Origin of the sequence: Streptomyces sp. NPDC085937 (genome assembly GCF_044540535.1) — a bacterium.
GTDB lineage: Bacteria > Actinomycetota > Actinomycetes > Streptomycetales > Streptomycetaceae > Streptomyces.
The window spans coordinates 72,809-96,396 of the sequence record NZ_JBITSH010000002.1 but is presented as its reverse complement, the minus strand read 5'-3'; the positions used below and the strand labels follow the sequence as shown (position 1 = coordinate 96,396).

23 protein-coding genes are annotated in these 23,588 nt (G+C 71.4%); 9 read left to right on the top strand and 14 right to left on the bottom strand.

Annotated elements, in window-relative coordinates:
• Window positions 1-60: 60 nt before the first annotated feature.
• From ACIF8S_RS03930 to clpS, 8 genes are all read right to left on the bottom strand, one after another.
• Complete coding sequence (locus ACIF8S_RS03930; RefSeq protein ID WP_399997149.1) at window positions 61-1,011, bottom strand: PLP-dependent cysteine synthase family protein; 951 nt, start codon at window positions 1,009-1,011, stop codon at window positions 61-63.
• 5 nt (window positions 1,012-1,016) lie between these two features.
• Entirely contained in the window at window positions 1,017-1,295 is a 279-nt protein-coding gene (locus ACIF8S_RS03925) for a MoaD/ThiS family protein (protein ID WP_349792479.1), read from the bottom strand.
• A gap of 89 nt (window positions 1,296-1,384) precedes the next feature.
• Window positions 1,385-1,480 (bottom strand): putative leader peptide, encoded by a 96-nt coding sequence (locus ACIF8S_RS03920; RefSeq protein ID WP_315898746.1) that lies wholly within the window; start codon window positions 1,478-1,480, stop codon window positions 1,385-1,387.
• Window positions 1,481-1,559: 79 nt separating this feature from the next.
• A complete protein-coding gene (locus ACIF8S_RS03915) occupies window positions 1,560-1,982 on the bottom strand; it encodes a M67 family metallopeptidase (protein WP_024885388.1) in 423 nt (140 codons plus the stop codon).
• 134 nt (window positions 1,983-2,116) lie between these two features.
• Window positions 2,117-3,535, bottom strand: coding sequence for an amino acid permease (locus tag ACIF8S_RS03910; RefSeq protein WP_399997148.1), 1,419 nt, complete (start codon window positions 3,533-3,535; stop codon window positions 2,117-2,119).
• 440 nt (window positions 3,536-3,975) lie between these two features.
• Window positions 3,976-5,511, bottom strand: a complete 1,536-nt coding sequence (locus ACIF8S_RS03905; RefSeq protein ID WP_399997147.1) for an alanine/glycine:cation symporter family protein — start codon at window positions 5,509-5,511, stop codon at window positions 3,976-3,978.
• 361 nt (window positions 5,512-5,872) lie between these two features.
• Window positions 5,873-6,475, bottom strand: a complete 603-nt coding sequence (locus ACIF8S_RS03900; RefSeq protein ID WP_349792474.1) for a DUF2017 domain-containing protein — start codon at window positions 6,473-6,475, stop codon at window positions 5,873-5,875.
• Window positions 6,476-6,543: 68 nt separating this feature from the next.
• Window positions 6,544-6,861 carry an ATP-dependent Clp protease adapter ClpS gene (gene clpS, locus ACIF8S_RS03895; RefSeq protein ID WP_024885384.1) on the bottom strand — a complete coding sequence of 106 codons (318 nt, stop codon included), beginning with the start codon at window positions 6,859-6,861 and terminating at the stop codon, window positions 6,544-6,546.
• 143 nt (window positions 6,862-7,004) lie between these two features.
• On the opposite strand from clpS, the gene ACIF8S_RS03890 reads away from it, so the two are divergent.
• Together ACIF8S_RS03890 and ACIF8S_RS03885 are read left to right on the top strand one after the other, a co-directional pair.
• Window positions 7,005-8,351 carry a nicotinate phosphoribosyltransferase gene (locus ACIF8S_RS03890; protein ID WP_399997146.1) on the top strand — a complete coding sequence of 449 codons (1,347 nt, stop codon included), beginning with the start codon at window positions 7,005-7,007 and terminating at the stop codon, window positions 8,349-8,351.
• Window positions 8,352-8,461: 110 nt separating this feature from the next.
• Window positions 8,462-9,052 carry a nicotinamidase gene (locus ACIF8S_RS03885; protein WP_024885382.1) on the top strand — a complete coding sequence of 197 codons (591 nt, stop codon included), beginning with the start codon at window positions 8,462-8,464 and terminating at the stop codon, window positions 9,050-9,052.
• Window positions 9,053-9,120: 68 nt separating this feature from the next.
• Here ACIF8S_RS03885 and ACIF8S_RS03880 read toward each other — a convergent pair whose 3' ends face one another.
• Together ACIF8S_RS03880 and ACIF8S_RS03875 are read right to left on the bottom strand one after the other, a co-directional pair.
• Window positions 9,121-9,450: a hypothetical protein gene (locus tag ACIF8S_RS03880; protein ID WP_145827551.1), complete on the bottom strand. Its 330-nt coding sequence runs from the start codon at window positions 9,448-9,450 to the stop codon at window positions 9,121-9,123.
• A gap of 122 nt (window positions 9,451-9,572) precedes the next feature.
• Window positions 9,573-11,930 carry an immune inhibitor A domain-containing protein gene (locus tag ACIF8S_RS03875; RefSeq protein WP_399997145.1) on the bottom strand — a complete coding sequence of 786 codons (2,358 nt, stop codon included), beginning with the start codon at window positions 11,928-11,930 and terminating at the stop codon, window positions 9,573-9,575.
• A gap of 390 nt (window positions 11,931-12,320) precedes the next feature.
• Here ACIF8S_RS03875 and ACIF8S_RS03870 point away from each other — a divergent pair, with 390 nt between their 5' ends.
• Window positions 12,321-12,614, top strand: a complete 294-nt coding sequence (locus ACIF8S_RS03870) for a hypothetical protein (RefSeq protein WP_399997143.1) — start codon at window positions 12,321-12,323, stop codon at window positions 12,612-12,614.
• 62 nt (window positions 12,615-12,676) lie between these two features.
• Here the strand turns inward: ACIF8S_RS03870 and ACIF8S_RS03865 are convergent, their stop codons facing one another.
• The 3 genes from ACIF8S_RS03865 to ACIF8S_RS03855 all read right to left on the bottom strand — a co-directional run bounded on the left by ACIF8S_RS03865 (window position 12,677) and on the right by ACIF8S_RS03855 (window position 16,567).
• Window positions 12,677-13,507 (bottom strand): RDD family protein, encoded by an 831-nt coding sequence (locus tag ACIF8S_RS03865; protein WP_399997141.1) that lies wholly within the window; start codon window positions 13,505-13,507, stop codon window positions 12,677-12,679.
• An 86-nt stretch (window positions 13,508-13,593) separates the two neighbouring features.
• A complete protein-coding gene (locus ACIF8S_RS03860; protein ID WP_399997140.1) occupies window positions 13,594-15,036 on the bottom strand; it encodes an RDD family protein in 1,443 nt (480 codons plus the stop codon).
• Window positions 15,037-15,151: 115 nt separating this feature from the next.
• On the bottom strand, window positions 15,152-16,567 hold the full coding sequence (locus ACIF8S_RS03855) for an FAD-binding oxidoreductase (protein WP_399997138.1): 1,416 nt from the start codon (window positions 16,565-16,567) through the stop codon (window positions 15,152-15,154).
• A 103-nt stretch (window positions 16,568-16,670) separates the two neighbouring features.
• On the opposite strand from ACIF8S_RS03855, the gene ACIF8S_RS03850 reads away from it, so the two are divergent.
• On the top strand, window positions 16,671-18,065 hold the full coding sequence (locus ACIF8S_RS03850; protein WP_399997137.1) for a tetratricopeptide repeat protein: 1,395 nt from the start codon (window positions 16,671-16,673) through the stop codon (window positions 18,063-18,065).
• A gap of 28 nt (window positions 18,066-18,093) precedes the next feature.
• Here the strand turns inward: ACIF8S_RS03850 and hppD are convergent, their stop codons facing one another.
• Window positions 18,094-19,239: a 4-hydroxyphenylpyruvate dioxygenase gene (gene hppD, locus ACIF8S_RS03845; RefSeq protein WP_024885374.1), complete on the bottom strand. Its 1,146-nt coding sequence runs from the start codon at window positions 19,237-19,239 to the stop codon at window positions 18,094-18,096.
• 122 nt (window positions 19,240-19,361) lie between these two features.
• Here hppD and ACIF8S_RS03840 point away from each other — a divergent pair, with 122 nt between their 5' ends.
• The 5 genes from ACIF8S_RS03840 (at window position 19,362) to ACIF8S_RS03820 (ending at window position 23,585) form a co-directional block, all read left to right on the top strand.
• Window positions 19,362-19,832, top strand: a complete 471-nt coding sequence (locus ACIF8S_RS03840; protein ID WP_399997136.1) for an Lrp/AsnC family transcriptional regulator — start codon at window positions 19,362-19,364, stop codon at window positions 19,830-19,832.
• Between the two features lie 31 nt (window positions 19,833-19,863).
• The gene (locus ACIF8S_RS03835; RefSeq protein ID WP_399997135.1) at window positions 19,864-20,517 is read left to right on the top strand and encodes an ABC transporter permease; all 654 of its coding nucleotides are present in this window, start codon (window positions 19,864-19,866) and stop codon (window positions 20,515-20,517) included.
• A gap of 25 nt (window positions 20,518-20,542) precedes the next feature.
• Complete coding sequence (locus tag ACIF8S_RS03830) at window positions 20,543-21,772, top strand: betaine/proline/choline family ABC transporter ATP-binding protein (protein WP_399997787.1); 1,230 nt, start codon at window positions 20,543-20,545, stop codon at window positions 21,770-21,772.
• Window positions 21,769-22,614, top strand: coding sequence for an ABC transporter permease (locus ACIF8S_RS03825; protein WP_399997133.1), 846 nt, complete (start codon window positions 21,769-21,771; stop codon window positions 22,612-22,614). Before ACIF8S_RS03830 ends, ACIF8S_RS03825 begins: the two co-directional genes overlap by 4 nt.
• 83 nt (window positions 22,615-22,697) lie before the next feature.
• Window positions 22,698-23,585 (top strand): glycine betaine ABC transporter substrate-binding protein, encoded by an 888-nt coding sequence (locus ACIF8S_RS03820; protein WP_349793802.1) that lies wholly within the window; start codon window positions 22,698-22,700, stop codon window positions 23,583-23,585.
• The last annotated feature ends 3 nt before the right edge of the window (window positions 23,586-23,588 follow it).

The following is a 23,588-nucleotide window of genomic DNA, read 5'->3' as shown; positions in this document are numbered from 1 at the left end:
AACACCTGAGGGGCCGGGGTGTCTCCCCCGGCCCCCGGCCCGCGCGTCATCCGCGGCGGGCTACGCCCAGAGCTGGCCCTGGAGGGTCTCGATGGCTTCTTCCGTCGTCGTGGCCGTGTAGACGCCCGTCGAGAGGTACTTCCAGCCGCCGTCGGCGACGACGAAAACCACGTCGGCGGACTCGCCGGCCTTCTGCGCCTTCTTCGCGACGCCGATCGCGGCGTGCAGGGCGGCGCCGGTGGAGACACCGGCGAAGATGCCCTCCTGCTGGAGGAGTTCGCGGGTGCGGGTGACCGCGTCGGCGGAGCCGACGGAGAAGCGGGTGGTCAGCACGGACGCGTCGTACAGCTCGGGCACGAAGCCCTCGTCGAGGTTGCGCAGGCCGTAGACCAGGTCGTCGTAGCGCGGCTCGGCGGCGACGATCTTCACGTCGGGCTTGTGCTCGCGCAGGTAGCGGCCGACGCCCATGAGCGTGCCGGTGGTGCCGAGGCCGGCGACGAAATGCGTGACGGAGGGGAGGTCGGCGAAAATCTCCGGTCCCGTCGTCGCGTAGTGCGCGCCCGCGTTGCCCGGGTTGCCGTACTGGTAGAGCATCACCCAGTCCGGGTGCTCGGCGGAGAGCTCCTTGGCGACGCGCACGGCGGTGTTGGAGCCGCCCGCGGCCGGGGAGGGGATGATCTCGGCGCCCCACATGCCGAGCAGGTCGCGCCGCTCCTGGGAGGTGTTCTCGGGCATCACGCAGACCATGCGGTAGCCCTTGAGCTTGGCGGCCATGGCGAGCGAGATGCCGGTGTTGCCGGAGGTGGGCTCCAGGATGGTGCAGCCGGGGGTGAGGCGGCCGTCCTTCTCCGCCTGCTCGATCATGTGCAGGGCGGGGCGGTCCTTGATCGAACCGGTGGGGTTGCGGTCCTCCAGCTTGGCCCAGATGCTCACGTCGGCGGACGGCGACAGCCGCGGCAGGCGCACCAGAGGGGTGTTGCCCACCGCGGCCAGCGGGGAGTCGTAACGCATGCGGATCAGGCCATACCGCCGGCGACGGCCGGCAGGATCGTCACGTTGTCGCCGTCGCTCAGCTTGGTGGTGATGCCGTCGAGGAAGCGGACGTCCTCGTCGTTGAGGTAGACGTTGACGAAGCGGCGCAGCTGGCCGCCGTCGACGATGCGGGCCTGGATGCCCGTGTGGCGGGTCTCGAGGTCGGCGAAGAGCTCGGCGAGGGTGTCCCCGTTGCCCTCCACGGCCTTCTGACCGTCGGTGTACTGGCGGAGGATGGTGGGGATGCGGACCTCGATGGCCATGGCTGAGGGCTCCTGTCGGAAGGTGTCGTGGGTTCTTCAAAGGCGCACGGCGGCGCCGCGGCTCACGGCCGTACGGCGGCGGCGGAACGTCAACAGATGGCGCTGTTCAGCCTGCACAGGTCGACGTGGAGCCGCGCCACGAGCAGTGCGCCCGGCGCCTTGTCGCCCACGTCGAAGAGAACCATGCACTCATCGTATCGATTCCCTGTCCGGGATCCGGAGTGTGATCCCACATCCCGGACGTCGACCATCCGCGATGCGGGATCAGTACGCGTCGACGACCCGTACCTCCTCCTCGGTGACCTCACCGTCCAGGATGCGGAAGGAGCGGAACTGGAACTCGCCGGCGCCGTCGGTGTCGGCGGTGGAGACCAGCACGTAGTGGGCGCCGGGCTCGTTGGCGTAGGAGATGTCGGTGCGGGAGGGATAGGCCTCGGTCGCGGTGTGCGAGTGGTAGATGACCACCGGCTCCTCGTCGCGGTCGTCCATCTCCCGGTACAGCTTCAGCAGGTCCTGGGAGTCGAACTCGTAGAACGTGGGCGAGCGGGCCGCGTTCAGCATGGGGATGAAACGCTCGGGGCGGCCGGAGCCCACCGGGCCCGCCACCACGCCGCACGCCTCGTCGGGGTGGTCCTCACGGGAGTGGGCGACGATCTGGTCGTACAGGGCCTGGGTGATGGTCAGCATGAGGCTCAGGATAAGCAGACGGGCCGTTCCGTACCGAGGGGTGGTACGGAACGGCCCGGATGCCGGACGCCTTGAGCGGATGGCGGCGGGGAAGGCCACGAGTGCTCCCCGTGCGCCGGCGTCCTTCGGGGTGGTCAGCCGACCTTCTCGAACCGGTCCTCGTCGCGGTCCGCGATCGCCGGGTTGCCCTTCTTGAGCACGGTCCAGCCGATGCCGAGGGCGACGGCCCAGCCGGCCGCGACGTACAGGCAGACCCGGGCGTCCTGGTCCGCCGCGATCATGACGGTCACGCCGATCAGGAAGGTCAGGGCGACCCAGCTGAACTTCGCCCCGCCGGGCGCGGGGAAGGACGAGGCGGGCAGCCGTCCGGCGTCGACCGCGCGGCGGTAGCGGATGTGGCTGACGAGGATCATCATCCAGGTCCAGATGCCGGCCGCGGTGGCCACGGAGGTGACGTAGGTGAACGCCTTCTCGGGGACGACGTAGTTGAGGATCACGCCGATGCCCATGAGGGCCACGGAGACGGTGATGCCGACGGCGGGCGTCTTGCGGGCGTTGAGCCGGGCGAACGCCTTGGGGGCCTCGTTGTTGGCGGCCAGTCCGCGCAGCATCCGGCCGGTGGAGTACATGCCGGAGTTGCAGGACGACAGGGCCGCGGTGAGCACCACGAAGTTGACGATGCCGGCGGCGAGCGGGATGCCGATCTTGCCGAAGGCGTGCACGAAGGGGCTCTCGCCCGCGGAGAACTCCGTCCACTTGACGACGGAGAGGATCACCAGCAGGGCGCCGACGTAGAAGACGATGATGCGCCAGGGCAGGGTGTTGATGGCCTTGGGCAGGGTCTTCTCGGGGTTCTCGGACTCGCCGGCGGTGACGCCGACCAGTTCGACGGCGAGGTAGGCGAACATGACGCCCTGAAGGGTCATCAGGCTGGAGCCGATGCCGTTGGGGAAGAACCCGTCGTGGGACCAGAGGTTGGAGACGGCGGCGGTGTCACCGGCGTCGGAGAAGCCGAGGGTGAGCACACCGAGTCCGATGACGATCATGCCGATGATGGCCGTCACCTTCACCATCGAGAACCAGAACTCGACCTCGCCGAAGATCTTCACGGAGATCAGGTTCACGCCGAAGAGCACCACGAGGAACACCAGGGCGCTGACCCACTGGGGGATCTCGGGGAACCAGAAGTGGATGTAGATGGCGGCGGCCGTCAGCTCGGCCATGCCGGTGACCACCCACATCAGCCAGTACGTCCAGCCGGTGACGAAGCCGAAGAACGGGCCGAGGAACTCCCGGGCGTACTCGGCGAAGGAGCCGGAGACGGGCCGGTAGAGGAGCAGTTCGCCCAGCGCCCGCATGATGAAGAAGATGACCACGCCGGCGAGGGCGTACATGAGGATGATGCTGGGCCCGGCCTTGGCGATGTTCGCCCCGGCGCCCATGAAGAGGCCGACGCCGATGGCGCCGCCGATGGCGATCATCTGGACCTGGCGGCTGCCGAGTCCGCGCTCGTACCCCTCTTCGGGGGCCTCGGTGACCTTCGCAGAGGTCATGTGTCGTGCGCCTTTCTCCATGCCGACCCGGGCCGGTACGTCGGCCGCGGATCGGGTCTCGATCCCCCCGGACTGATGGAGCTGAGCGGGCGTGCGGCGCCCGCTCGTGCCTGGCCGGCGGTGACCGGCTCGGTGGCGCACCCGGCCGAACGTTCGGGTGGCGTTCGCCGGGCGGTCGTGAAGGTCTATCACGGTCACCGTCGTGGTCGTCGGCCCATGATGTGACGGGCCACACAAAGAAAAGGGGACAAACGCGACCTGAAAACGGAAAGGCGGGCGGTCGTTTGACGCGATCGTTATGCGGATTTGAGAGCCCGTTGAGCGAACAGCTGTACACAGCGTGCAGGTGGAACGAAAAACGGAAGGGTCCCGTCCACACAGAGTGACGATGTGGACGAGACCCTTCCGGTTCTGTCGGGTCCCCGAGGATCCGGGTCGGGTCAGGGCGCCTCGGCCGGCTCCGGCTCCGCGGAGCCGGTGCCGGCCGCCGCGCCCGACCGGCGGTCGCGGACGAACGTGAGGAACGTGTCGAGCTCCCGCTTGACCACGGGGGCCAGCAGGTAGAGGCCGATGATGTTGAACACCGACAGCAGGAACAGCGCGGAGTCCGCCAGGCTGATCAGCGAGTCGAGCGAGAGCAGCGAGCCCGCGACCACGAACACGCTCCACACCGCCTTGAAGACGGTCTCGCTCACCTTGCTGCGCCCGAAGAGGTACGTCCACGCCTTCAGGCCGTAGTAGCCCCAGGTGAGGATCGTGGAGAAGGCGAACAGCAGCACCGCGACGGTCAGCAGGTTCGGGAACCAGGGCAGCACGGTCGCGAACGCGTCGGAGGTGATGGTGACGCCGCCGATCTCGTTGCCCTCACGGGCGGCGTCCCAGCTGGCGGGGGCCGCGATGACGATGGTCAGCGCGGTCATGGTGCAGATCACGACCGTGTCGATGAACGGCTCCAGCAGCGCGACCAGGCCCTCGCTCGCGGGGTGCTTGGTCTTCACCGCGGAGTGCGCGATCGGGGCCGAGCCCAGACCGGCCTCGTTGGAGAAGGCGGCGCGCTGGAAGCCGACGATCAGGGCGCCGATGACACCGCCCGCGACACCCTCCGCCTCGAAGGCACCCTGGAAGATGTTGCCGATGGCGTCGGGCACGGCGGTGACGTTGGTCAGGATGACGATCAGACACGCCACGACGTACATGATCGCCATGGCCGGGACCAGGCGGCTGGTGACCGAGGCGATGGAGCGGATGCCGCCGAGCAGCACCAGGCCGACGAGCGCGGCGACCACCAGGCCGAAGAGCACGGCGCCGGCGGAGGAGGCCAGGAAGCCGTCCTCGCCGCCGAAGGTCGAGGAGATCTGCGCGTAGGACTGGTTGGTTTGGAAGAGGTTGCCGCCGAACAGACCGAAGAACAGGATCATCACGGAGGCCAGGACCGCGAGCACCTTGCCGAGCTTGGCGCCGCCGCGGCCGAACCGCTCGGCGAGGCCCTTGGGGAGGTAGTGCATGGGGCCGCCGGAGACGGTGCCGTCGGGGTGCTCCTCGCGGTACTTCACACCGAGGGTGACCTCGACGAACTTGGTGGCCATGCCGAGCAGGCCGCAGAGGATCATCCAGAAGGTGGCGCCGGGGCCGCCGATGGAGACGGCGACGGCCACACCGGCGATGTTGCCGAGGCCGACGGTGCCGGAGACGGCGGCGGTCAGCGCCTGGAAGTGGCTGACCTCGCCGGGTGAGCCCTTCTCGTCGAAGCGGCCGCGCACGACGTCGAAGGCGAGTTTGAGCTTGCGGGCCTGGATCAGGCCGAACCAGCTGGTGAACACCAGGCCGGCGACGACCAGCCAGGCGACGATCAGGGGGAGGTCGGTTCCTCCCACGGGGACCGTGTAGAACACGATGTCGCCGACCGTGGTGGCGACCGGGTCGAAGAAATCGCTGACGGCGTCGTCGATGGTCGTGGTGATGGAGTCGAGTGACATCGAACTTCCTCGGTGAGGGCGGGGACGTCCTGGCAGCTGCGGAGCGGGGGGACGACGCGGGGCGTGGTCCGGGTCCCGTTCGGTGACGGAGGTTGGGGGGGACGGCCCCTGCGTGGGGCCGGCGTCCGTGTCGGGCAGGGCAGCACACCGGCGGGAACCGGCTTCGTCGCTCACCACCGCGTCGGCGGCGCAAGCGGGTTGCGAATTCTTACCACGCCCTTACCGGGCCACGAGTGGCCCAGGTCACATGAAATCGCCCCTGCGGCGGAAAGCCGCAGGGGCGGTGACGGGATCGTTATTCGGACTTGAGGTTCGTCTGAGCGAACGCGTCACGGGACGTTCGGGACGGACCGGGACACTGTCACGGCAGCAACGTCGAGACCAGCGTCTCCTGCAGACCGCCCAGCCAGAGGTACGCCATCACCATCGGTTTGCGCTGGTCCTCGTCCGGGAGGTGGAACAGCAGGTCGCTGTCGTCCTCGTCGGTGATCTCCAGCCGGGCCCCGATCGCCAGGCGCAGGTCGTTCAGCGCGCCGAGCCAGCGCCGGGACTCCTCCGCGGACAGCTTGAGCACCGCGCCGCCCTCGCCGGCCGGACCGAGCCCGTCCAGGGAGCGGATCACCGCGAGGGCGTTGTCCCGCTTGCCGGCCCGCAGGTCGTTCTCCGTGTACCGGCGGAACTCGGCGGAGTGCTCCCGCTGCTCCTCGGCCTCCCGGGCCTGCGGGGCGCCCTCCGGATCGACGTAGGCGTCCGGGAAGAGGCGGCGCAGCACCGGGTCGGAGGGGGGCTCGCTCGGCCCCTCGGCGAAGAGCTCCGCGAGCGGGTCGCCGCCGGCCTCCTCGGCCGGGCCGGGGCCGATGATCTCCATCAGCTGCACGGCCAGCGAGCGGATGATGGAGATCTCGACGTCGTCGAGGGCGACGGCCGCGCCGCCGCCGGGGAGCGGTTCGAAGTGTCCTGGCATGGAGGCGATTCGCTACTTCCGGTCCTGCGGGCGAGGTGGGGTCACGTCCGGTGCGGTCATGTCCGGCGTCACTTCCGGTCGTGCTGGAGGGTGGCCCACAGGCCGTAGCCGTGCATGGCCTGGACGTCGCGCTCCATCTCCTCACGGGTACCGCTGGAGACCACCGCCCGGCCCTTGTGGTGGACGTCGAGCATGAGCTTGGTGGCCTTGTCCTTGGAGTAGCCGAAGTACGACTGGAAGACGTACGTCACGTAGCTCATGAGGTTGACCGGGTCGTTGTGGACGATCGTGACCCACGGGACGTCGGGCTCGGGTACGGCGAAGACCTCCTCCGCCGACTCGGTGCGTTCGATCTCCAGGGGTGCGGGTGACGTCACACTGCCCATGCTGCCACCGGTGGGGGGTGGTCGCACAAACCGGCCCGCCCACAAGGCCGTCCGGGTGGTCCGCGCCCCGTCCGGACGGGGCTCGCCGTCCCTCCCGGAACCTTAAATCGTCAGAGTGACGAAATGGGGGTACCATCCTCGCCATGGACACAGCGGACCTTGCGTTGCCGGTGACCGTTCCGTCGACGGCGCTCTTCACCGACCAGTACGAACTGACGATGCTGCAGGCCGCGCTGAAGGCCGGGACGGCCGCGCGGCACAGCGTGTTCGAGGTCTTCACCCGGCGGCTGCCGCACGGCCGCCGCTACGGCGTCGTGGCCGGCACCGGACGGGTGCTCGACGCGGTGGAGAACTTCCGCTTCGACCCGGCCGTGCTGGGCTTCCTGCGCGAGAAGGCCATCGTCGACGAGGAGACCCTGGACTGGCTGGCCGGCTACCGCTTCTCCGGCGACATCTGGGGCTACCCCGAGGGCGAGGTCTACTTCCCCGGTTCGCCGATCATGCGGGTCGAGGGCAGCTTCGCGGAGTGCGTGCTGCTGGAGACGGTGATCCTGTCGATCCTCAACCACGACTCGGCCATCGCCGCCGCGGCCTCCCGGATGTCGTCGGCCGCCGGCGGCCGGCCGCTGATCGAGATGGGCGCCCGGCGCACCCACGAGCTGGCCGCCGTCGCCGCCTCCCGCGCCGCCTACATCGGTGGCTTCTCCTCCACCTCCGACCTGGCGGCCGGCTTCCGCTACAACATCCCCACCGTCGGCACCTCCGCGCACGCCTTCACCCTGCTGCACGACACCGAGCGGGACGCCTTCCGTGCCCAGGTGGACACCCTCGGCGCGGGCACGACGCTGCTGGTGGACACGTACGACGTGACCGAGGCGGTCCGCGCGGCCGTCGAGGTCGCGGGACCGGAGCTGGGCGCGGTGCGCATCGACTCCGGTGACCTGCTGCTGGTGGCGCACCGGGTGCGGCAGCAGCTCGACGAGCTGGGCGCCCGCGACACCAGGATCGTCGTGACCTCGGACCTGGACGAGTACGCCATCGCCTCGCTGGCCGCGGCGCCGGTGGACGCCTACGGTGTGGGCACCCAGCTGGTGACCGGCTCCGGGCACCCGACCGCCTCCATGGTCTACAAGCTGGTCGCCCGCGCCGCGACCGCCGACCCGGGGGCGCCGCTGATGCCGGTGGCGAAGAAGTCCACCGGCGGCAAGACCTCCGTGGGCGGCCGCAAGTGGGCCGCCCGGCGCCTGGACGCGGACGGCGTCGCCCAGGCCGAGGTGATCGGCACCGGCGAGGTGCCGCCGGAGCTGGCGGACCGGCAGCTGCTGGTGCCGCTGGTGCGCGGTGGCGAGGTGGTCGCCCGCGAGCCGCTGGACGTGGTCCGCGACCGGCACGCCGCCGCCCGCGCCGGACTCCCGCTGTCCGCGACCCAGCTGTCCCGCGGGGAACCCGTCCTTCCGACGGAGTACGCGCACGGGCCGTCGGGTAGCTAAAGGCAAGCCGACCGCGCGCGTCGCCGCCCGCCGTCCCCGGGGCCCGGTGTCCGCCCGCCCGGGCCCCACCCGAATCCGTCCGTCCACCCCAGAGCCGAAGGACACCGACCATGCGCCGCGCACTGATCGTCGTAGACGTGCAGAACGACTTCTGCGAGGGGGGCAGCCTCGCCGTCACCGGCGGCGCCGACGTGGCCGCCGCCGTCACCGAGCTGATCGGCCAGGCCGCCCCGGCCGGGTACCGGCACGTGGTCGCCACCCGCGACCACCACGTCGACCCCGGCGGGCACTTCGCCGACCACCCCGACTTCGTCCACTCCTGGCCCGCGCACTGCGTGGCCGGCACGGAGGGCGTCGGGTTCCACCCGAACTTCGCGCCCGCGGTCACCTCCGGCGCGGTCGACGCCGTCTTCGACAAGGGGGCGTACGCGGCGGCCTACAGCGGCTTCGAGGGGACCGACGAGAACGGCACCCCGCTGGCCCGGTGGCTGCGGGAGCGGGAGATCGACGAGGTGGACGTGGTGGGCATCGCCACGGACCACTGTGTGCGGGCCACCGCCCTGGACGCGGTGCGTGAGGGCTTCCGCACCCAGGTGCTGCTCGACCTCACCGCGGGTGTGGCCCGCGGGACGACGGAGCGTGCGCTGGAGGAGCTGCGGCAGGCGGGTGTGGAGCTGTCGGGGAAGCCGGTGGTGCAGTGACCCCGGGCGGCGCGGTTCCGCCGGCCCGCGGCTGACGTCCGCCGCCCTCCCGGGCCCGCCGGAGCCGGTCAGGCGCGGGCGGCCGGGGGTCTGAGCAGGGCCCGGATCGGGTGCCAGAGCTCCAGCGGGAGCACTCCCCCGGCCGGCGCCGTGCGCCATATCAGGCCGTCGGGATGGTGCAGGACCGCGGTGATCTCGTCGGGGGTGGGCGGCGCGGTGTTGCCGCGCAGGTAGACCGCCCGCAGGCCCAGGTTGCGCAGCCTGGTCAGGGCGCGCGCCCGGTTGTGGGCGTGGACCAGCACCCGCACCCCGGCCGGTGCGTCGGCGGCGGGGCTGGGCAGGTTCAGCGCCACCACCACCGTGCCGTTCGGCAGCTTGCAGAAACCTCCTGCGGCCATGCGGTCATACCCCCGTGTCACCAGGTGTCAATAAGAGAGCCACAGGAGGCACCTAAACACGGATCGGCGGTGACCCGCCAGGGGGTCACCGCCGATCATGTGCTGACCTGCGAGAACGCTACTTACCGGCCCGCAGGGCCCACCTCGAGCTCGATCGTGGAGCCGTCCTTGGGCTCCTTGGTGATCTTGATCTTGGTGTTGGTGTCAGTGACCTGGACACTGCCGGTCGGGTTCGCCGGGTCCCAGTAGGTGTTCTTGCGGTCGTTGAAGACCGACACACCCTTCGAGCCCGGGATGTACTTGGCGACGTCCGCCTTGTGCAGCGTGATCGCGTCCGTGCGGAACGTGCTGAACGGGGAGTCGTAGGCCTGGATGCGGTTGCGCATCAGGGTGCCGTCCGCCCACTTCAGCGCGGTCGGGTGGGAGTCGATCGGGAGGATCAGACCCTTGCCCGGGTGCTGGCTGGTGTTGTTGTCCAGCTGGGAGGTGTCCCACTTCCAGATCAGCAGGCCGTTCTGGTACGCGTAGTGCTCCACCCAGTCCGGACGGGCCGTGTAGCCGAAGTTGTACGGGCCGACCTCGAGGGTCTTGTCGTACGACACGTACTGCCGGTTTTCGGCGATGTAGTACTGCTCGTAGTCGTTGGTGAACGACGCGCCGATGCGGGAGAAGCCGGTGGCCTTCCAGGCGGCGTCGGCGGTCTCGGCGTTGTCCGAGAACACCGCGGCGCCGTCCGCCGTCACCGTGATCACGTCGGCCGTGAAGCCCTTCTGGGCCACGCCGCCGTCGGTCTGGTAGCGGAAGCGCAGGTCGATCTTCTGGCCGGCGTACGCGTCCAGGGAGTACGCGAACTTCTTGTGGCCGTCGATCGTGCCGTGCAGGGCGGGCTTGTCGCTGCCGTCGCGCGGGATCGCCTGGCCGTCCACCGTGCCGTCGACGGCGGTCCAGTTGGCGCCGCCGTCGGTCGACACCTCGGTGTAGAGGTAGTCGTAGTTGGCCTCGATGTCGTACCAGCCGTCGAAGGTGAGCTCGGCGGAGGACTTGCCGGTCAGGTCGACCGTGCGGCTCAGGGTGTTCTTGAGGTCGTCACCGCTGCCGCTCCACCACTGGGTCCGGCCCTCGGACGGCGTGACGACCTCGGTGGTGACGGCCTTCTTCGGCAGCGTCACGACCAGGGCCTGCTTGTGCTTGGTGTTGTACTCCGCGACGCCGAGCTTGTGCCAGGAGCTGACCCCGGCCTTGGCCACGTCGTAGTTCAGCCAGCCGAGCTGCAGCTTGTCCCAGGCGGTCATGTCGCCGGGCAGGTCGCCGATCTCCTTCTTCCCGGTGCCGAGCCAGGAACCGGAGGACATCAGGGTCCAGAAGCCGGTGGAGTTCTCGCCGCCCGCGGTGTCGTAGAGGTCCGGCAGACCGAGGTCGTGGCCGTACTCGTGGGCGAAGACGCCGAGTCCGCCGTTCTCCGGCTGGATGGTGTAGTCGCCGACCCAGATGCCGGTGGAGCCGATCTGCGTGCCGCCGAGCTTGTTCTCCTCGGGGCCGGTGGCGCCGGCGTCGGTGCCGAAGGCGTACCAGCGGTGGGCCCAGATCGCGTCCTCGCCCTGAACGCCGCCGCCGGCGGACTCGTCCTCACCGGCGTGCACGATCTGGAAGTGGTCGATGTAGCCGTCCGGCTCGTTGAAGTCGCCGTCGCCGTCGAAGTCGTAGCGGTCCCACTCGTCGAAGCGGGCCACGTCGGCCTTGATCTGGGCGTCGGTGCGGCCGGCGGCCTTCTGCTGGGCGACCCAGGCGTTCAGACCGTCGCTGACGACGTTCCACACGCTCGGGCAGGTGCTGTCGCCGCAGTAGTTGGAGCCGTAACGGGCCTCGTTGTAGGGGACCTTGACCCAGTCGGAGACCTCACCGTCGACCGAGTAGCGGCCCGAGGACTGCTTCTCGTAGTAGGTCTTGACCGAGTCGACGCCCTTGCCGGACCCGAAGTAGATGTCCTCGAAGTGCTGCTGGTTGTAGTCCGCCTGCCATGCGGTGGAGTTGTCCACCTTGCGGTCCGGCTTGGCGATCTGGTTGTGCAGCGGGCCGGGGGTGCCGCCGTAGCGGCTGTCTATCTGGTCGCCGAACTCGACAAGGATGGTGAAGATCTTGTCGGTCTTCTCCCGGCCCAGCTCGACGTACTTGGTGTCGCCCTTCTTGCTCTTGAGGCCGACGACCTTCGAGCCCGCGCGGTTCTTGACCGACGTCTTGCCGGACAGGACCTGGTTGAGGGCCTCCTCGCGCTGGGCCGCCTGCGTCTTGGAGAGCGGTCCCTCGAGGTCGTGCTCGACGTGGTTGTGCGACGCCGGGTCCTGGCGGTCCACGGCGCTCGGCCGGTCGGCCGCGTCGGCCGTGTCGGCCTGGGCCGTGGTGAACGCAGAGCAGGTGGCGGTGGCCGCCGCGAGGGCCACGCCTATCGCGGCCGCTCTGAACGTCCAGGGTCTACTGGTCACTTGAGATCCCCTCCCGCGTTCGTACGCGCGGATGAAGGAGGTTCCGTCAGGGAAGGTCCCGCGCGCACGTGATCAACGCGTGTAGTCAAGTGACGTCATTTGACTAAAGGTTCGCCAGAAAAAACAGACCTTGACTTGAACAGATCAAACGCGTTATGCGGAGCCGGGGTCCGTTTTCCGGACACTTCCGTGCGAAACCCCGGCGGGCGCGTCCGTCCGGCCGTGTGCGGGGTGGCATGAATCCGTGCGCCCCCTGTGCACCGGCCCTGTAGGTCAGGTCACGCTTACCGTCCGTTCCCCTCGGGCACCCTCGCGGTTAGAGTCGCTTGGCGGCACGCCGTTCACGCCGGTGGAAAGCCAGGCCGACAGCCCCCGACTTCCGAGGACACGATGGCCATGCCCCGTCCGACTGTCGCTCAGTTCGCCTACGGCACGTGCGCCGTGATCCTGTCGACCTTCGCCCTGCTGCTGCTGTCCGGGGCGAGTTCCGCCGCGGCCGTCGCGGTGATCGCCGTCGCGGCGCTCGCCCTGGGACTGGTGGTGGCCACGAGAGTCCCGGTCCCCGCCTCCCGGCGGCCCGTCACCGCGGTACCGCCCGCGACGCCTGCGCCGGTACGGGCCACGGTGCCCTCGCCGGCCCGCGAGCAGGTGCGCGAGCCGGTCCACGAGCGCGCCGCGTCCTGACGTCCCGTCCGCGCGGGGCCGGGCGGTGAACCCGGTCCCGTGCCGGGCCGTCCGGTCACGCGTCACCGGGTCGAGACCACCACGGTCCTGGCCGCCTTGTCGTGCAGCCCCTGCTTGTAGGGCCGGTCGAAGAAGCTCCAGCCGCCCGCGATCGCGGTCCACACACAGGCGCAGCAGAAGGCGAACGGCAGCCACAGCACGGCGGCGCGGATCAGCGCGGTCTGCACGGAGGGGTTGTTGCCGTCGGAGAGGTTGGCGACCCGCATGCCGAGCCACTTCTTGCCGAGGGTGCGGCCGAAGCGGACGGCCATGAAGGTGTCGTAGGCGATGTAGAGGACGGCGGCGATCACCGACTGGGCGAAGCCGTTGCCGACGTTGACCCGCTCGCCGTCGAAGTTGTACTCGCTGACCCCGACGGGCCAGGTGAGCAGCCAGACCACGATGCCGACGAGGATCAGGTCGATGATGCGGGCGAGCGTGCGCCGGGCGCTGTCGGCGAGCGGGGGCATACCGGCCAGCGGGTCGCCGCCCGGTGCGCCGCCGTAGGGGCCGCCGCCGTAGGGGCCGCCCCCGGGGGGACCTCCCCCGTAAGGGCCTCCGCCACCTCCGCCGTAGGGACCGCCGGGTCCGCCGGGTCCGCCGCCGTAGGGGTCGCCGCCCTGAGGGCCGCCCGCACCCTCGTACGGGCCGCCTTCGCCCCCGTACGGGCTGCCGCCGCCCTGCCCGGGCGGGGGTGTGCCGCCGGAGGTGTCGTACGGGGAGCCGGAGCCCGGACCGGGAGCGCCCGGCGGGGGCTGTTTCCTGAACGGGTCCTCGTCCGGCGGCGGCTGCTTCCTGAACGGGTCCTCGTCCGGCGGCTGCTGACCGGAGCCGTGGGGCGGTTCGGTGGTCATGCCCCCGAGTCGACCCCGAACCCCGCGGCCCCGCATCCGGCGAGCCGCCGTCCGGAGTACCGGGGCGCCGGGAGCCCGACGGGCCGTCAGGCGGCGGCGACGAACGTGTGCGCGGCCTTGTCGTGCCAGCACTGGCGCCACGGCTTGTCGAACAGGCACCACAGCACACCGACGACCCCGACCACGAGCAGTCCGGGCACGCTGTAGACGAGCCAGCGCCGCAGGGCCGCGCCGAACTCCGGCGCGTCGTGCCCCTCGATGTCCCGCACCTCCAGTCCGGTCAGCCGCTTGCCCAGCGTGCGGCCCCACTTGACGGTGGGCAGCACCTCGAGCAGCACCCCGGCGAGCAGCAGGACGGCGAGGACGATGCCGAGGTGCACCGCGGTGGTGCCGTCGATCAGCCAGACCGTGACGGTCTCGCCGGAGAGCTTGGCCGCCTCGATCTTGGCGTCGATGTGGTCCATGGCCTTCAGACCCAGCGGCACGGCGGCCACGGCGGTGACGGCGCCCAGGACGACGGTGTCCAGCAGCCGGGCGGCCAGCCGCCGGCCCAGCGAGGCGGGGCGGGCCGCGGCCTGCCGGCGGGCGGCGGCCTGGAAGACGTCGTCGACCGGCGGCTTCCACGGCGCGACCGGCTCCGGCTCCTGGGTGCCCGCGAGGCGGTGCACCTGCTGCGGCCAGGAGGACTGGCCGCCCCCCGGACCGGCCGTGAGCGGCGCGGCGGCGGCCGGGGCGGCAGCGGCGGGCGCGGCCGGGGCGGCGGGCGCGGCGGGCGCGGCGGCCTGCGGGGGTACAGGCGGGGCGGTGGCCTGCTGCGGTCCGGACGGTGCCGGGGCGGCGGGCGGGGACGCGGCGGCGCGCGCGGCCGCCGCCTTGCCGGCGGCGAACCCGGGCCGCCCGGGAGCCGCGCCCGCGCCCTGCTCCCCGGCGCGGGGGGTGACCGCGCGGAAGGTCATGGTGCCCTCGTCGGCGGCCGGCGCCGCGCCGCCCGAGGTGATCGGCGGCTGCGCCGGGCCCGTCGGTCTGCGGAACACGAAGGTCCCGCCGCCGGCCTGCGGACCGTCCGAGGCGGGCTCGGCGCCGGCCGGGCCGCCCGGTGCGGCACCGGGGCCGCCCGGGCCCGCGGCCCCGGTCGCCGGGGTGTGCGGGACCCGGGGGTCGGCGCCCCAGGAGACCTTGCGGTCCGGGTCGCCCCCGAAGCCCCTCTGGCGCGCGGGGTCGGCGCCCCAGGCCGCGGCGGGTTCGGGCCGGCTGCCGTGCTGCGCGTCGGCCGGGGACGGTCCCGCCGGGGCGGGTCCGTCGTCCGGGTCCTCGTCGAAGAAGTGCGGGCCGGTCTCCTCCACGGACGGCGCGGCCGGGGCGGCGCCGGGCGGCGGGGAGAGCGACTCGCCGTCACCGGGCGCCGGACGGCTCGTGCCCGGTACCCATGAGGCACCGTTCCAGTACCGGACATATCCAGGAATGGACGGGTCCGGGTAGTACCCTTCGCGGGGCCTGTCGTCGCCGGGGGCCGGGGTTGGGGCGCTCATGTCCGTCGTCCCGTATCTGCTCGAGGGGTGGGTCGGGGGGAACCACATCTATCAGACGGGCGGGGGCCGAACGGCCCGACCGACTGGACCCCACCCCTTTCGGGCACCTTCTCGTTCAGAAGAGCTTGCCCGGGTTCAGAATGTTCAGCGGATCGAAGGCGTGTTTGACGGCCCGCTGCATCTCCATGCTCACCGGGCCCGCCTCCCGCGCCAGCCACTCCTTCTTCAGCACGCCGACGCCGTGCTCGCCGGTGATGGTGCCGCCGAGCTCGAGACCGAGCGCCATGATCTCGTCGAAGGACTCCCTGGCCCGCCGCGACTCGTCCGGGTCGGAGGCGTCGAAGCAGACCGTCGGGTGGGTGTTGCCGTCACCGGCGTGGGCCACGACGCCGATGGTCAGCCGGTACTTCTCGGAGATCCGCTCGACGCCCTCGATCAGCTCGCCGAGCCGGGAGCGGGGCACACACACGTCGTCGATCATCGTGGTGCCCTTGACGGCCTCCAGCGCGACCAGGGACATCCGGCGGGCCTGGAGCAGCATCTCGGACTCGGCGGCGTCCTCGGCGGGGACGACCTGGGTGGCCCCGGCCTCCTCGCACAGCGCGCCGAGGGCGGCGAGGTCGGCGGCCGGGTCGGTGGTGTCGAAGGCGGCCAGCAGCAGCGCCTCGGTGGTCTCCGGCAGGCCCATGCGGGCCATGTCGTTGACCGCCTTGACGGTGGTGCGGTCCATCAGTTCGAGCAGGGACGGGACGTGTCCGGCGGCCATGACGCGGCACACCGCGTCACTGGCGGCGGCGCCGGAGGCGAACTCGGCGGCCAGCACCAGCTGCTCGGGGGGCTTGGGCCGCAGGGCGAGGACCGCGCGGACGACGACGCCGAGGGACCCCTCGGAACCGACGAACAGCCGGGTCAGGTCGTAGCCGGCGACGCCCTTGACGGTGCGGCGGCCGGTCGACAGCAGCCGGCCGTCGGCGAGGACGACGTCCAGGCCGAGGACGTACTCGGCGGTCACGCCGTACTTCACGCAGCACAGGCCGCCCGAGGCGGTGCCGATGTTGCCGCCGATGGTGCACATCTCCCAGCTGGAGGGGTCCGGCGGGTAGGCGAGGCCGTGTTCGCCGACCGCTCGGGAGAGCGTGGCGTTGACGACGCCCGGCTCCACGACGGCGATCCGGTCGACGGGGTCGATCTCCAGGATGCGGTCCATCCTGGTCAGGGAGAGCACCACGCAGCCGTCGGTGGCGTTGGCGGCGCCGGACAGGCCGGTGCGGGCGCCCTGCGGGACGACCGGCACCCGGAGCTCGGTGGCGGTGCGCATGACGTGCTGGACCTGTTCGACCGTGCGGGGCAGCACCACCACCGCGGGGCTGCCGGCCGGGCAGAAGCTCGCCATGTCGTGGGCGTAGGAGGCCGTGACGTCCGGGTCGGTGAGGACGGCCTCCGGGGGGAGCCCGCCGAGCAGCCGGTCGACGAGAGGTCCGGCCGCCACCGTGTCTTCATCGCGTCGCGCTTCGATACGGCTCATGATCACAGCGTCGCACCCGGGGCCATCGGTGTGAACCCCGCGGAACCGGTCCCGCCCCCTCGGAGTGTGATGATCATACGTAAGTGACCTGTGACGCACAGTGTGCGCCATGGACCACACAGCACGTGCGCACCGCCGGCGGATCCGCCGCCGGACGCTGCTCGCCTCGGCCGCCGGGGGCACCGCCCTGGCCGGGGTGCTGGTGACGCTGCCGTGGGGCGAGCAGGTGCCTCCCGGGCCCACCCCGCAGGAGCGGGCGCTGGCCGCGGTGACCAGCGGGGTCCCGGCCGCGCTGCCCGACCTGGAGGCGCTGGTCCGCGACCGTGAGCGGCGGGTGCGCGAACGGCCCCGGGACGCCCGCGTCTGGGCCGAGCTCGGCGCGGCCCGCGTGGAGCAGGGGCTGCGGCTGGCCGACCCGCGGTACTGGCCGCGGGCCGAGAAGGCCCTGCGCACCTCGCTCGACGTGCGGAAGGACAACGCGCCGGCGCTGCGGGCCATGGCCGCGCTGGCCAACGCCCGCCGCGACCACGCGGGCGCCCGCACGTGGGGCGAGGCCGCGCGGAAGCTGGAGCCGGAGCGGTGGACGACGTACCCGCCGCTGATCGAGGCGTCCGCCGGACTCGGGGACGACGAGGAGACCGGCCGGCTGCTCGAGAAGCTCACCGCGCTGCGCACCGGACCGGCCGTGATGGCACGGGCCGCCGCCGTCTACCGGGACCGGGGCTGGCGGGAGGACGCGGCGGCGAAGCTCGCGGACGCCGCGTCGGCCGCCGGGGAGCCCGCCGAGCGCGCGGCCTACCTGGAGCGGGCCGGACAGCTCGCCTGGGAGCGCGGCGACCGGGAGGACGCGCTGCGCCACTTCCAGGAGGCGGTGCGCGTCGACCCCGACCAGCGGGCGGCGCAGGCCGGGCAGGGCAGGGTGCTGGCGGCGCTGGGCCGGACCACGGAGGCGCTGAGCGCGTACCGGACGGCGCTGGCGAAGCACCCGCGGCCCGAGTACGCGCTGGAGCTGGGCGAGCTGTACGAGTCGCTGGGGCTGAAGCCGGCCGCGGAGGTGCAGTACGCGCTGCTGCGGGAGCGGGTCCGGCTGGCGTCCGCGCACGGCGGGGACGAGGAGTTGGTGCTGGGCCGGTTCGAGGCCGACCACGGCGATCCCGGGGCGGCGGTGCGGCGGCTGCGGGCGGAGTGGGAGCGGCAGCCGTCCACGGAGGTGGCGGACGCGCTGGGCTGGGCGCTGCACCGGGCCGGGGAGCACGAGGAGGCGCTGCCGTTCGCGGTGCGGGCCACGGAGGGGACGAAGGGCGGGGGCGTGCGCAGCGCGCTGTTCGCCTACCACCGGGGCGCCGTCGAGCGGGCGCTGGAGCGGTACGGGGCCGCGCGCCGCCATCTGACCGAGGCGCTGCGGATCAACCCCTGGTTCTCGCCGCTGCACGCGCCGCGGGCGAAGCAGGCGCTGGCCCGCCTGGGTGAGCCGTCCGTCCAGGCGGGCCCCGAGTCCTCCTGATCCGAGGGCGCGGTGCGGGGCGCGGCGCCTACAGGTTGCCGCGCTTGGCCTGCTCGCGCTCGATGGCCTCGAACAGCGCCTTGAAGTTGCCCTTGCCGAAGCCCATGGAGCCGTGGCGCTCGATCATCTCGAAGAAGACGGTCGGGCGGTCCTGGACCGGCTTGGTGAAGATCTGCAGCAGGTAGCCGTCCTCGTCGCGGTCGACGAGGATCTTCAGCTCGCGCAGCGTCTCCACCGGCACCCGGGTCTCGCCCGCCCACTCGCCGAGGGTGTCGTAGTACGAGTCGGGGGTGTCCAGGAACTGCACACCCGCGGCGCGCATCTGACGGACCGTGTGCACGATGTCGTTGGTGTTCAGCGCGATGTGCTGGACGCCGGCGCCTCCGTAGAACTCCAGGTACTCGTCGATCTGGGACTTCTTCTTGGCGACGGCGGGCTCGTTGATCGGGAACTTGACCTTGAGCGTGCCGTCGGCCACGACCTTCGACATCAGCGCGCTGTACTCGGTCGCGATGTCGTCGCCCACGAACTCCTTCATGTTCGTGAAGCCCATGACCTTGTTGTAGAACTCGACCCACTCGTTCATCCGGCCGAGCTCGACGTTGCCGACGCAGTGGTCGACGGCCTGGAAGGAGCGCTTGGCCGGCGGCTCGACGATCGGGTCCGCGGTGACGTAGCCGGGCAGGTAGGGGCCGTCGTAGCCGGTGCGCTCGACCAGGGTGTGCCGGGTCTTGCCGTAGGTGGCGATCGCGGCCAGCACGACGGTGCCGTGCTCGTCCTTCAGCTCGTACGGCTCGGCGACGGAGGTGGCGCCGTGCTCGATCGCGTAGGCGTACGCGGCGCGGGCGTCCGGGACCTCGATGGCGAGGTCGACCACACCGTCGCCGTGCGCGGCGACGTGGTCCTCGAGGAAGGAGCCCCACTCGGTGGAGCGCTTGATCACCGAGGTGAAGACGAAGCGGGCCGAGCCGCTCTCCAGCACGTAGGAGGCGGTCTCGCGGCTGCCGTTCTCCGGTCCGGAGTAGGCGACGAGCTGCATGCCGAAGGCGGTGGAGTAGTAGTGCGCCGCCTGCTTGGCGTTGCCCACGGCGAAGACGACCGCGTCCATTCCCTTGACCGGGAAGGGGTCTGCCTGCCGTGCGGTGTCGGGAGCGGTGTGTGTGGTCTGCGTCATAGGGGCAGGGTGGAACAGCACTGCAAGGTGCGCAATAGTTCACCCAATCACTGGGCAACATGTTCAGCCGAACGCCCGCATCGGCGGGCTTTCTGTACAGGATGACCACTGGGGAGAGCGGCATGGCGATCGATCATCTGGACGGGCGGATCATCGTGCTGCTGGCGCGCGAGCCGCGCATCGGGGTGCTGGAGATGTCCCGCCGGCTGGGGGTGGCGCGCGGGACCGTGCAGGCCCGTCTGGACCGGCTTCAGTCGAACGGAGTCATCCGCGGATTCGGCCCGCAGGTGGATCCCGCGGCCCTCGGCTACCCGGTCACCGCGTTCGCGACACTGCAGATCAGACAGGGTCAAGGAGCCGACGTGCGGGAGCACTTGGCGACCGTGCCGGAGGTCCTGGAGCTGCACACCACCACCGGCACGGGGGACATGCAGTGCCGGCTGGTGGCCCGCTCCAACGCCGATCTCCAGCGGGTGATCGACCGCGTCGTCGGTTTTGATGGCATCGTCCGGGCGTCCACGGCGATCGTCATGGAGAACCCCGTTCCGCTGCGGATCATCCCGCTGGTGGAGCAGGCCGCGCTCGGCGAGTGACCGGACCTGGCCGAGCTGGGGGTGAGCGGATGTGAACTTCTGGGAGTACCTGGAGAGCCGGCACCAGCAACTGCTCACCGACGCCTACCAGCACGCCAGCGTGGTCTTCCAGTGCATGGTGGTGGCGACCGTCCTCGGGGTGCTGATCGGCATCGTCACCTACCGCAGCGAATGGGCGGGCAACCTCGCCACGACCGTCACGGCGACACTGCTGACCGTCCCGGCACTGGCCATGATCGGCCTGCTCATCCCGATCGTGGGACTGGGCGTGGCGCCGACCGTGATCGCGCTGACCCTGTACGGGCTGCTGCCCATCGTGCGGAACGCGATCGTGGGTCTGCGCGGGGTCGATCCGGCGCTGGTGGACGCGGCCACGGGCATCGGCATGTCGCGGCTGTCCCGGCTGGTGCGGGTGGAGCTGCCGCTGGCCTGGCCGCCGATCCTGACCGGCATCCGGGTCTCCACCCAGATGCTGATGGGCATCGCGGCCATCGCCGCCTTCGCCTCCGGGCCCGGCCTCGGCAACCTGATCTTCCGTGGGATCGCCTCCCTGGGCAGCAAGAACGCGCTGAACCAGGTGCTCGCCGGCACGCTCGGGATCGTCGTCCTGGCCCTGCTGTTCGACGCCGCCTACGTCCTGATCGGACGGCTGACCATCTCCAGGGGGATCCGTGCCGGAGCCTGAGACGTCCGAGGCCGGGCCCCGGTCGATGGGGGCGCCCATCGAGCTGGAGGGCCTCACCAAGCGCTACCCGGGCAGCCGGCAGCCCGCCGTCGACAACGTCACCATGGACATCAAGGCGGGCGAGACGGTGGTGTTCGTCGGCCCCTCGGGGTGCGGGAAGTCCACCACGCTGAAGATGATCAACCGGCTGATCGAGCCCACGGGCGGCCGCATCCGCATCGGTGGCGAGGACGTCACCGACATGGACCCGGTGAAGCTGCGCCGCACCATCGGCTACGCGATCCAGGCGAGCGGGCTGTTCCCGCACATGACCGTGGCGCAGAACATCGCCCTGGTGCCGAAGATGCTGCGCTGGCCGGGCGCGCGGGTGCGGGACCGGGTCGAGGAGATGCTGGACCTGGTCGGCCTGGACCCCGGCGAGTTCCACGACCGCTATCCGCGCCAGCTCTCCGGCGGCCAGCAGCAGCGGGTGGGCGTGGCGCGGGCGCTGGCGGCGGACCCGCCGGTGCTGCTGATGGACGAGCCGTTCGGCGCGGTCGACCCGATCACCCGGGACCACCTCCAGGACGAGCTGATCCGGCTCCAGCGGGACCTGCACAAGACGATCGTCTTCGTCACCCACGACTTCGACGAGGCGATCAAGATCGGCGACCGGATCGCGGTGCTGCGCGAACGCTCCCACATCGCGCAGTTCGACACCCCGGAGGCGATCCTCACCACCCCGGCCGACGACTTCGTGTCCGGGTTCGTGGGCGCGGGGGCGGCCCTGAAGCGGCTCAACCTCACCCGGGTCGGCGACGTGGCGATCACCGACTACCCGACGGCCGGCGTCGACGACCCGCTCGACGAGATCTCCGCCCGGCTGCGGTCCGGCGGCACCGACGAGGTGCTGGTGCTCGACCAGCGGGGCCGCCCCTACAAGTGGCTGCGGCGCGGCGACATCATGCGCGCCAAGGGCTCGCTGGCCCGCGCGGGCGTGCTGGTGCAGGACACGGTGACCCGGGACGCGACCCTGCGGGACGCGCTGGAGGCGGTGCTCACCGACAACACCGGCCGGGTCGCGGTGACCGGACGGCGCGGCGCGTACGAGGGCGTCGTGGACGTGGAGACGCTGATGAACTCGGTGCACGAACTGCTGGAGGCCGACCGGCTGGAGGCGCGGGAGGCGCAGGCCGGCCTGGAGGAGCAGCGGGCCGCGCAGACGCACGCCGAGCAGGAGGGCGCCGCGGGCCCCGGAGGGGAGCCGCAGGCGTGAGGACCTCCGAGGGGCGGACGAGTGACGGCGACACCCTCCCGGGGGAGGGCGGCGGGCCGTCCGGCGAGGAGGTCGCTCCCCCGCCCCGCCCGGCCGTGGCGCCCTCCCGGGTGACCTGGCAGAAGCTGACGTTGCTGCCGGTGGCGCTGATCGCGGTGCTGCTGGCGACCTGGCTGTGGTTCGAGCAGGCCGACCTGGACGCCCTCACCCGGAACGCGCTGTCGGACGGGCGGGTGTCCCAGGCGCTGTGGCAGCACATCGAGCTGACCGTGATCTCGACGTTCTTCGTGCTGATCATCGCCATCCCGCTGGGCATCCTGCTGACCCGGCGCGGCTTCAGCAGGGCCACGCCGGTCGCGATGGCGTTCGCCAACATGGGGCAGGCCACCCCGGCGATCGGTCTGCTGGCGCTGCTGGTGATCTGGCTGGGCATCGGCCGCCGGGCCGCCCTGATCGGCATCATCGCCTACGCCGTGCTGCCGGTGCTGTCCAACACCATCGCCGGCCTGCGGGCCAACGACCCGACGCTGCTGGAGGCGGCGCGCGGCATCGGCATGTCCCCGTTCGGGGTGCTCACCCGGGTCGAGCTGCCGCTGGCCGTGCCGCTGATCCTCGCCGGGGTGCGCACCGCCCTGGTGCTCAACGTCGGCACCGCGACGCTCGCGACCTTCGGCGGGGGCGGCGGGCTGGGCGTGCTCATCACCACCGGGATCACCAGTCAGCGCATGCCGGTGCTGGTGATCGGGTCGGTCCTCACCGTCGCGCTCGCGCTGCTGGTGGACTGGCTGGCCTCGCTGGCGGAGCTGCTGCTGCGGCCGCGCGGTCTGGAGGCGGCACCGTGAGGGGGCGGGCAGGGGTGCGGCCGGCACTGGCGGCAGTGCTGCTGGCGGTGGTCGCGGGCTGCGGTCTGACCAGCGGGTCGCCCATGGTCGACGACGTGGAGCCGGGCACGGTCGGCCGGGGCGAGCCGCTGGAGGGCGCGAAACTCACCGTCACCTCCAAGGAGTTCACCGAGCAGCTGATCCTCGGCGCGATCATGGGCATCGCCTTCCAGGCGGCCGGCGCGGAGGTGATCGACCGCACCGGCATCCAGGGCTCGGTCGGCTCGCGGGAGGCGGTCGTCAAGGGCGAGGCCGACGCCGGTTTCGAGTACACGGGCACGGGATGGATCACGTACCTGGGCAACACCAAGCCGATCCCCGACCCGCGCGAGCAGTGGCTGGCGGTGCGGGAGGCGGACGCGAAGAACGGGGTGACCTGGCTGGAGCCGTCGGAGCTGAACAACACCTACGCCCTCGCCATGAACCAGGCCAACTACGAGCGGTACCGCACCCGCACCCTCTCGGAGGTGGCGGAGCTCTCCACGTCCGACCCGGGCGCGGTGACGCTGTGCGTGGAGGGCGAGTTCGCCAACCGCGCCGACGGGCTGCCGGGCCTGGAGAAGGCGTACGGGATGAGCATCCCGGCGGGGAACGTCACGCAGATGGACACCGGCATCATCTACACCCAGACGGCCAAGGGCGCCTGCACCTACGGCGAGGTCTTCACCACCGACGGGCGGATCAAGTCCATGAACCTGGTGGTGATGGAGGACGACAAGAAGTTCTTCCCCAACTACAACGCGGCCCCGACGGTCAACAGCGAGACGCTGAAGAAGTGGCCGGCGATCGCCGGGGTGCTGGCCCCGGTCACGGAGAAGCTGGACAACACCGTGGCGCAGACCCTCAACGCCCGCGTCGACGTCGACGGGGAGGACCCCCACCAGGTGGCGCTGGACTGGATGGTGGCGGAGGGCTTCGTCAAGGAGCGGTAGCGG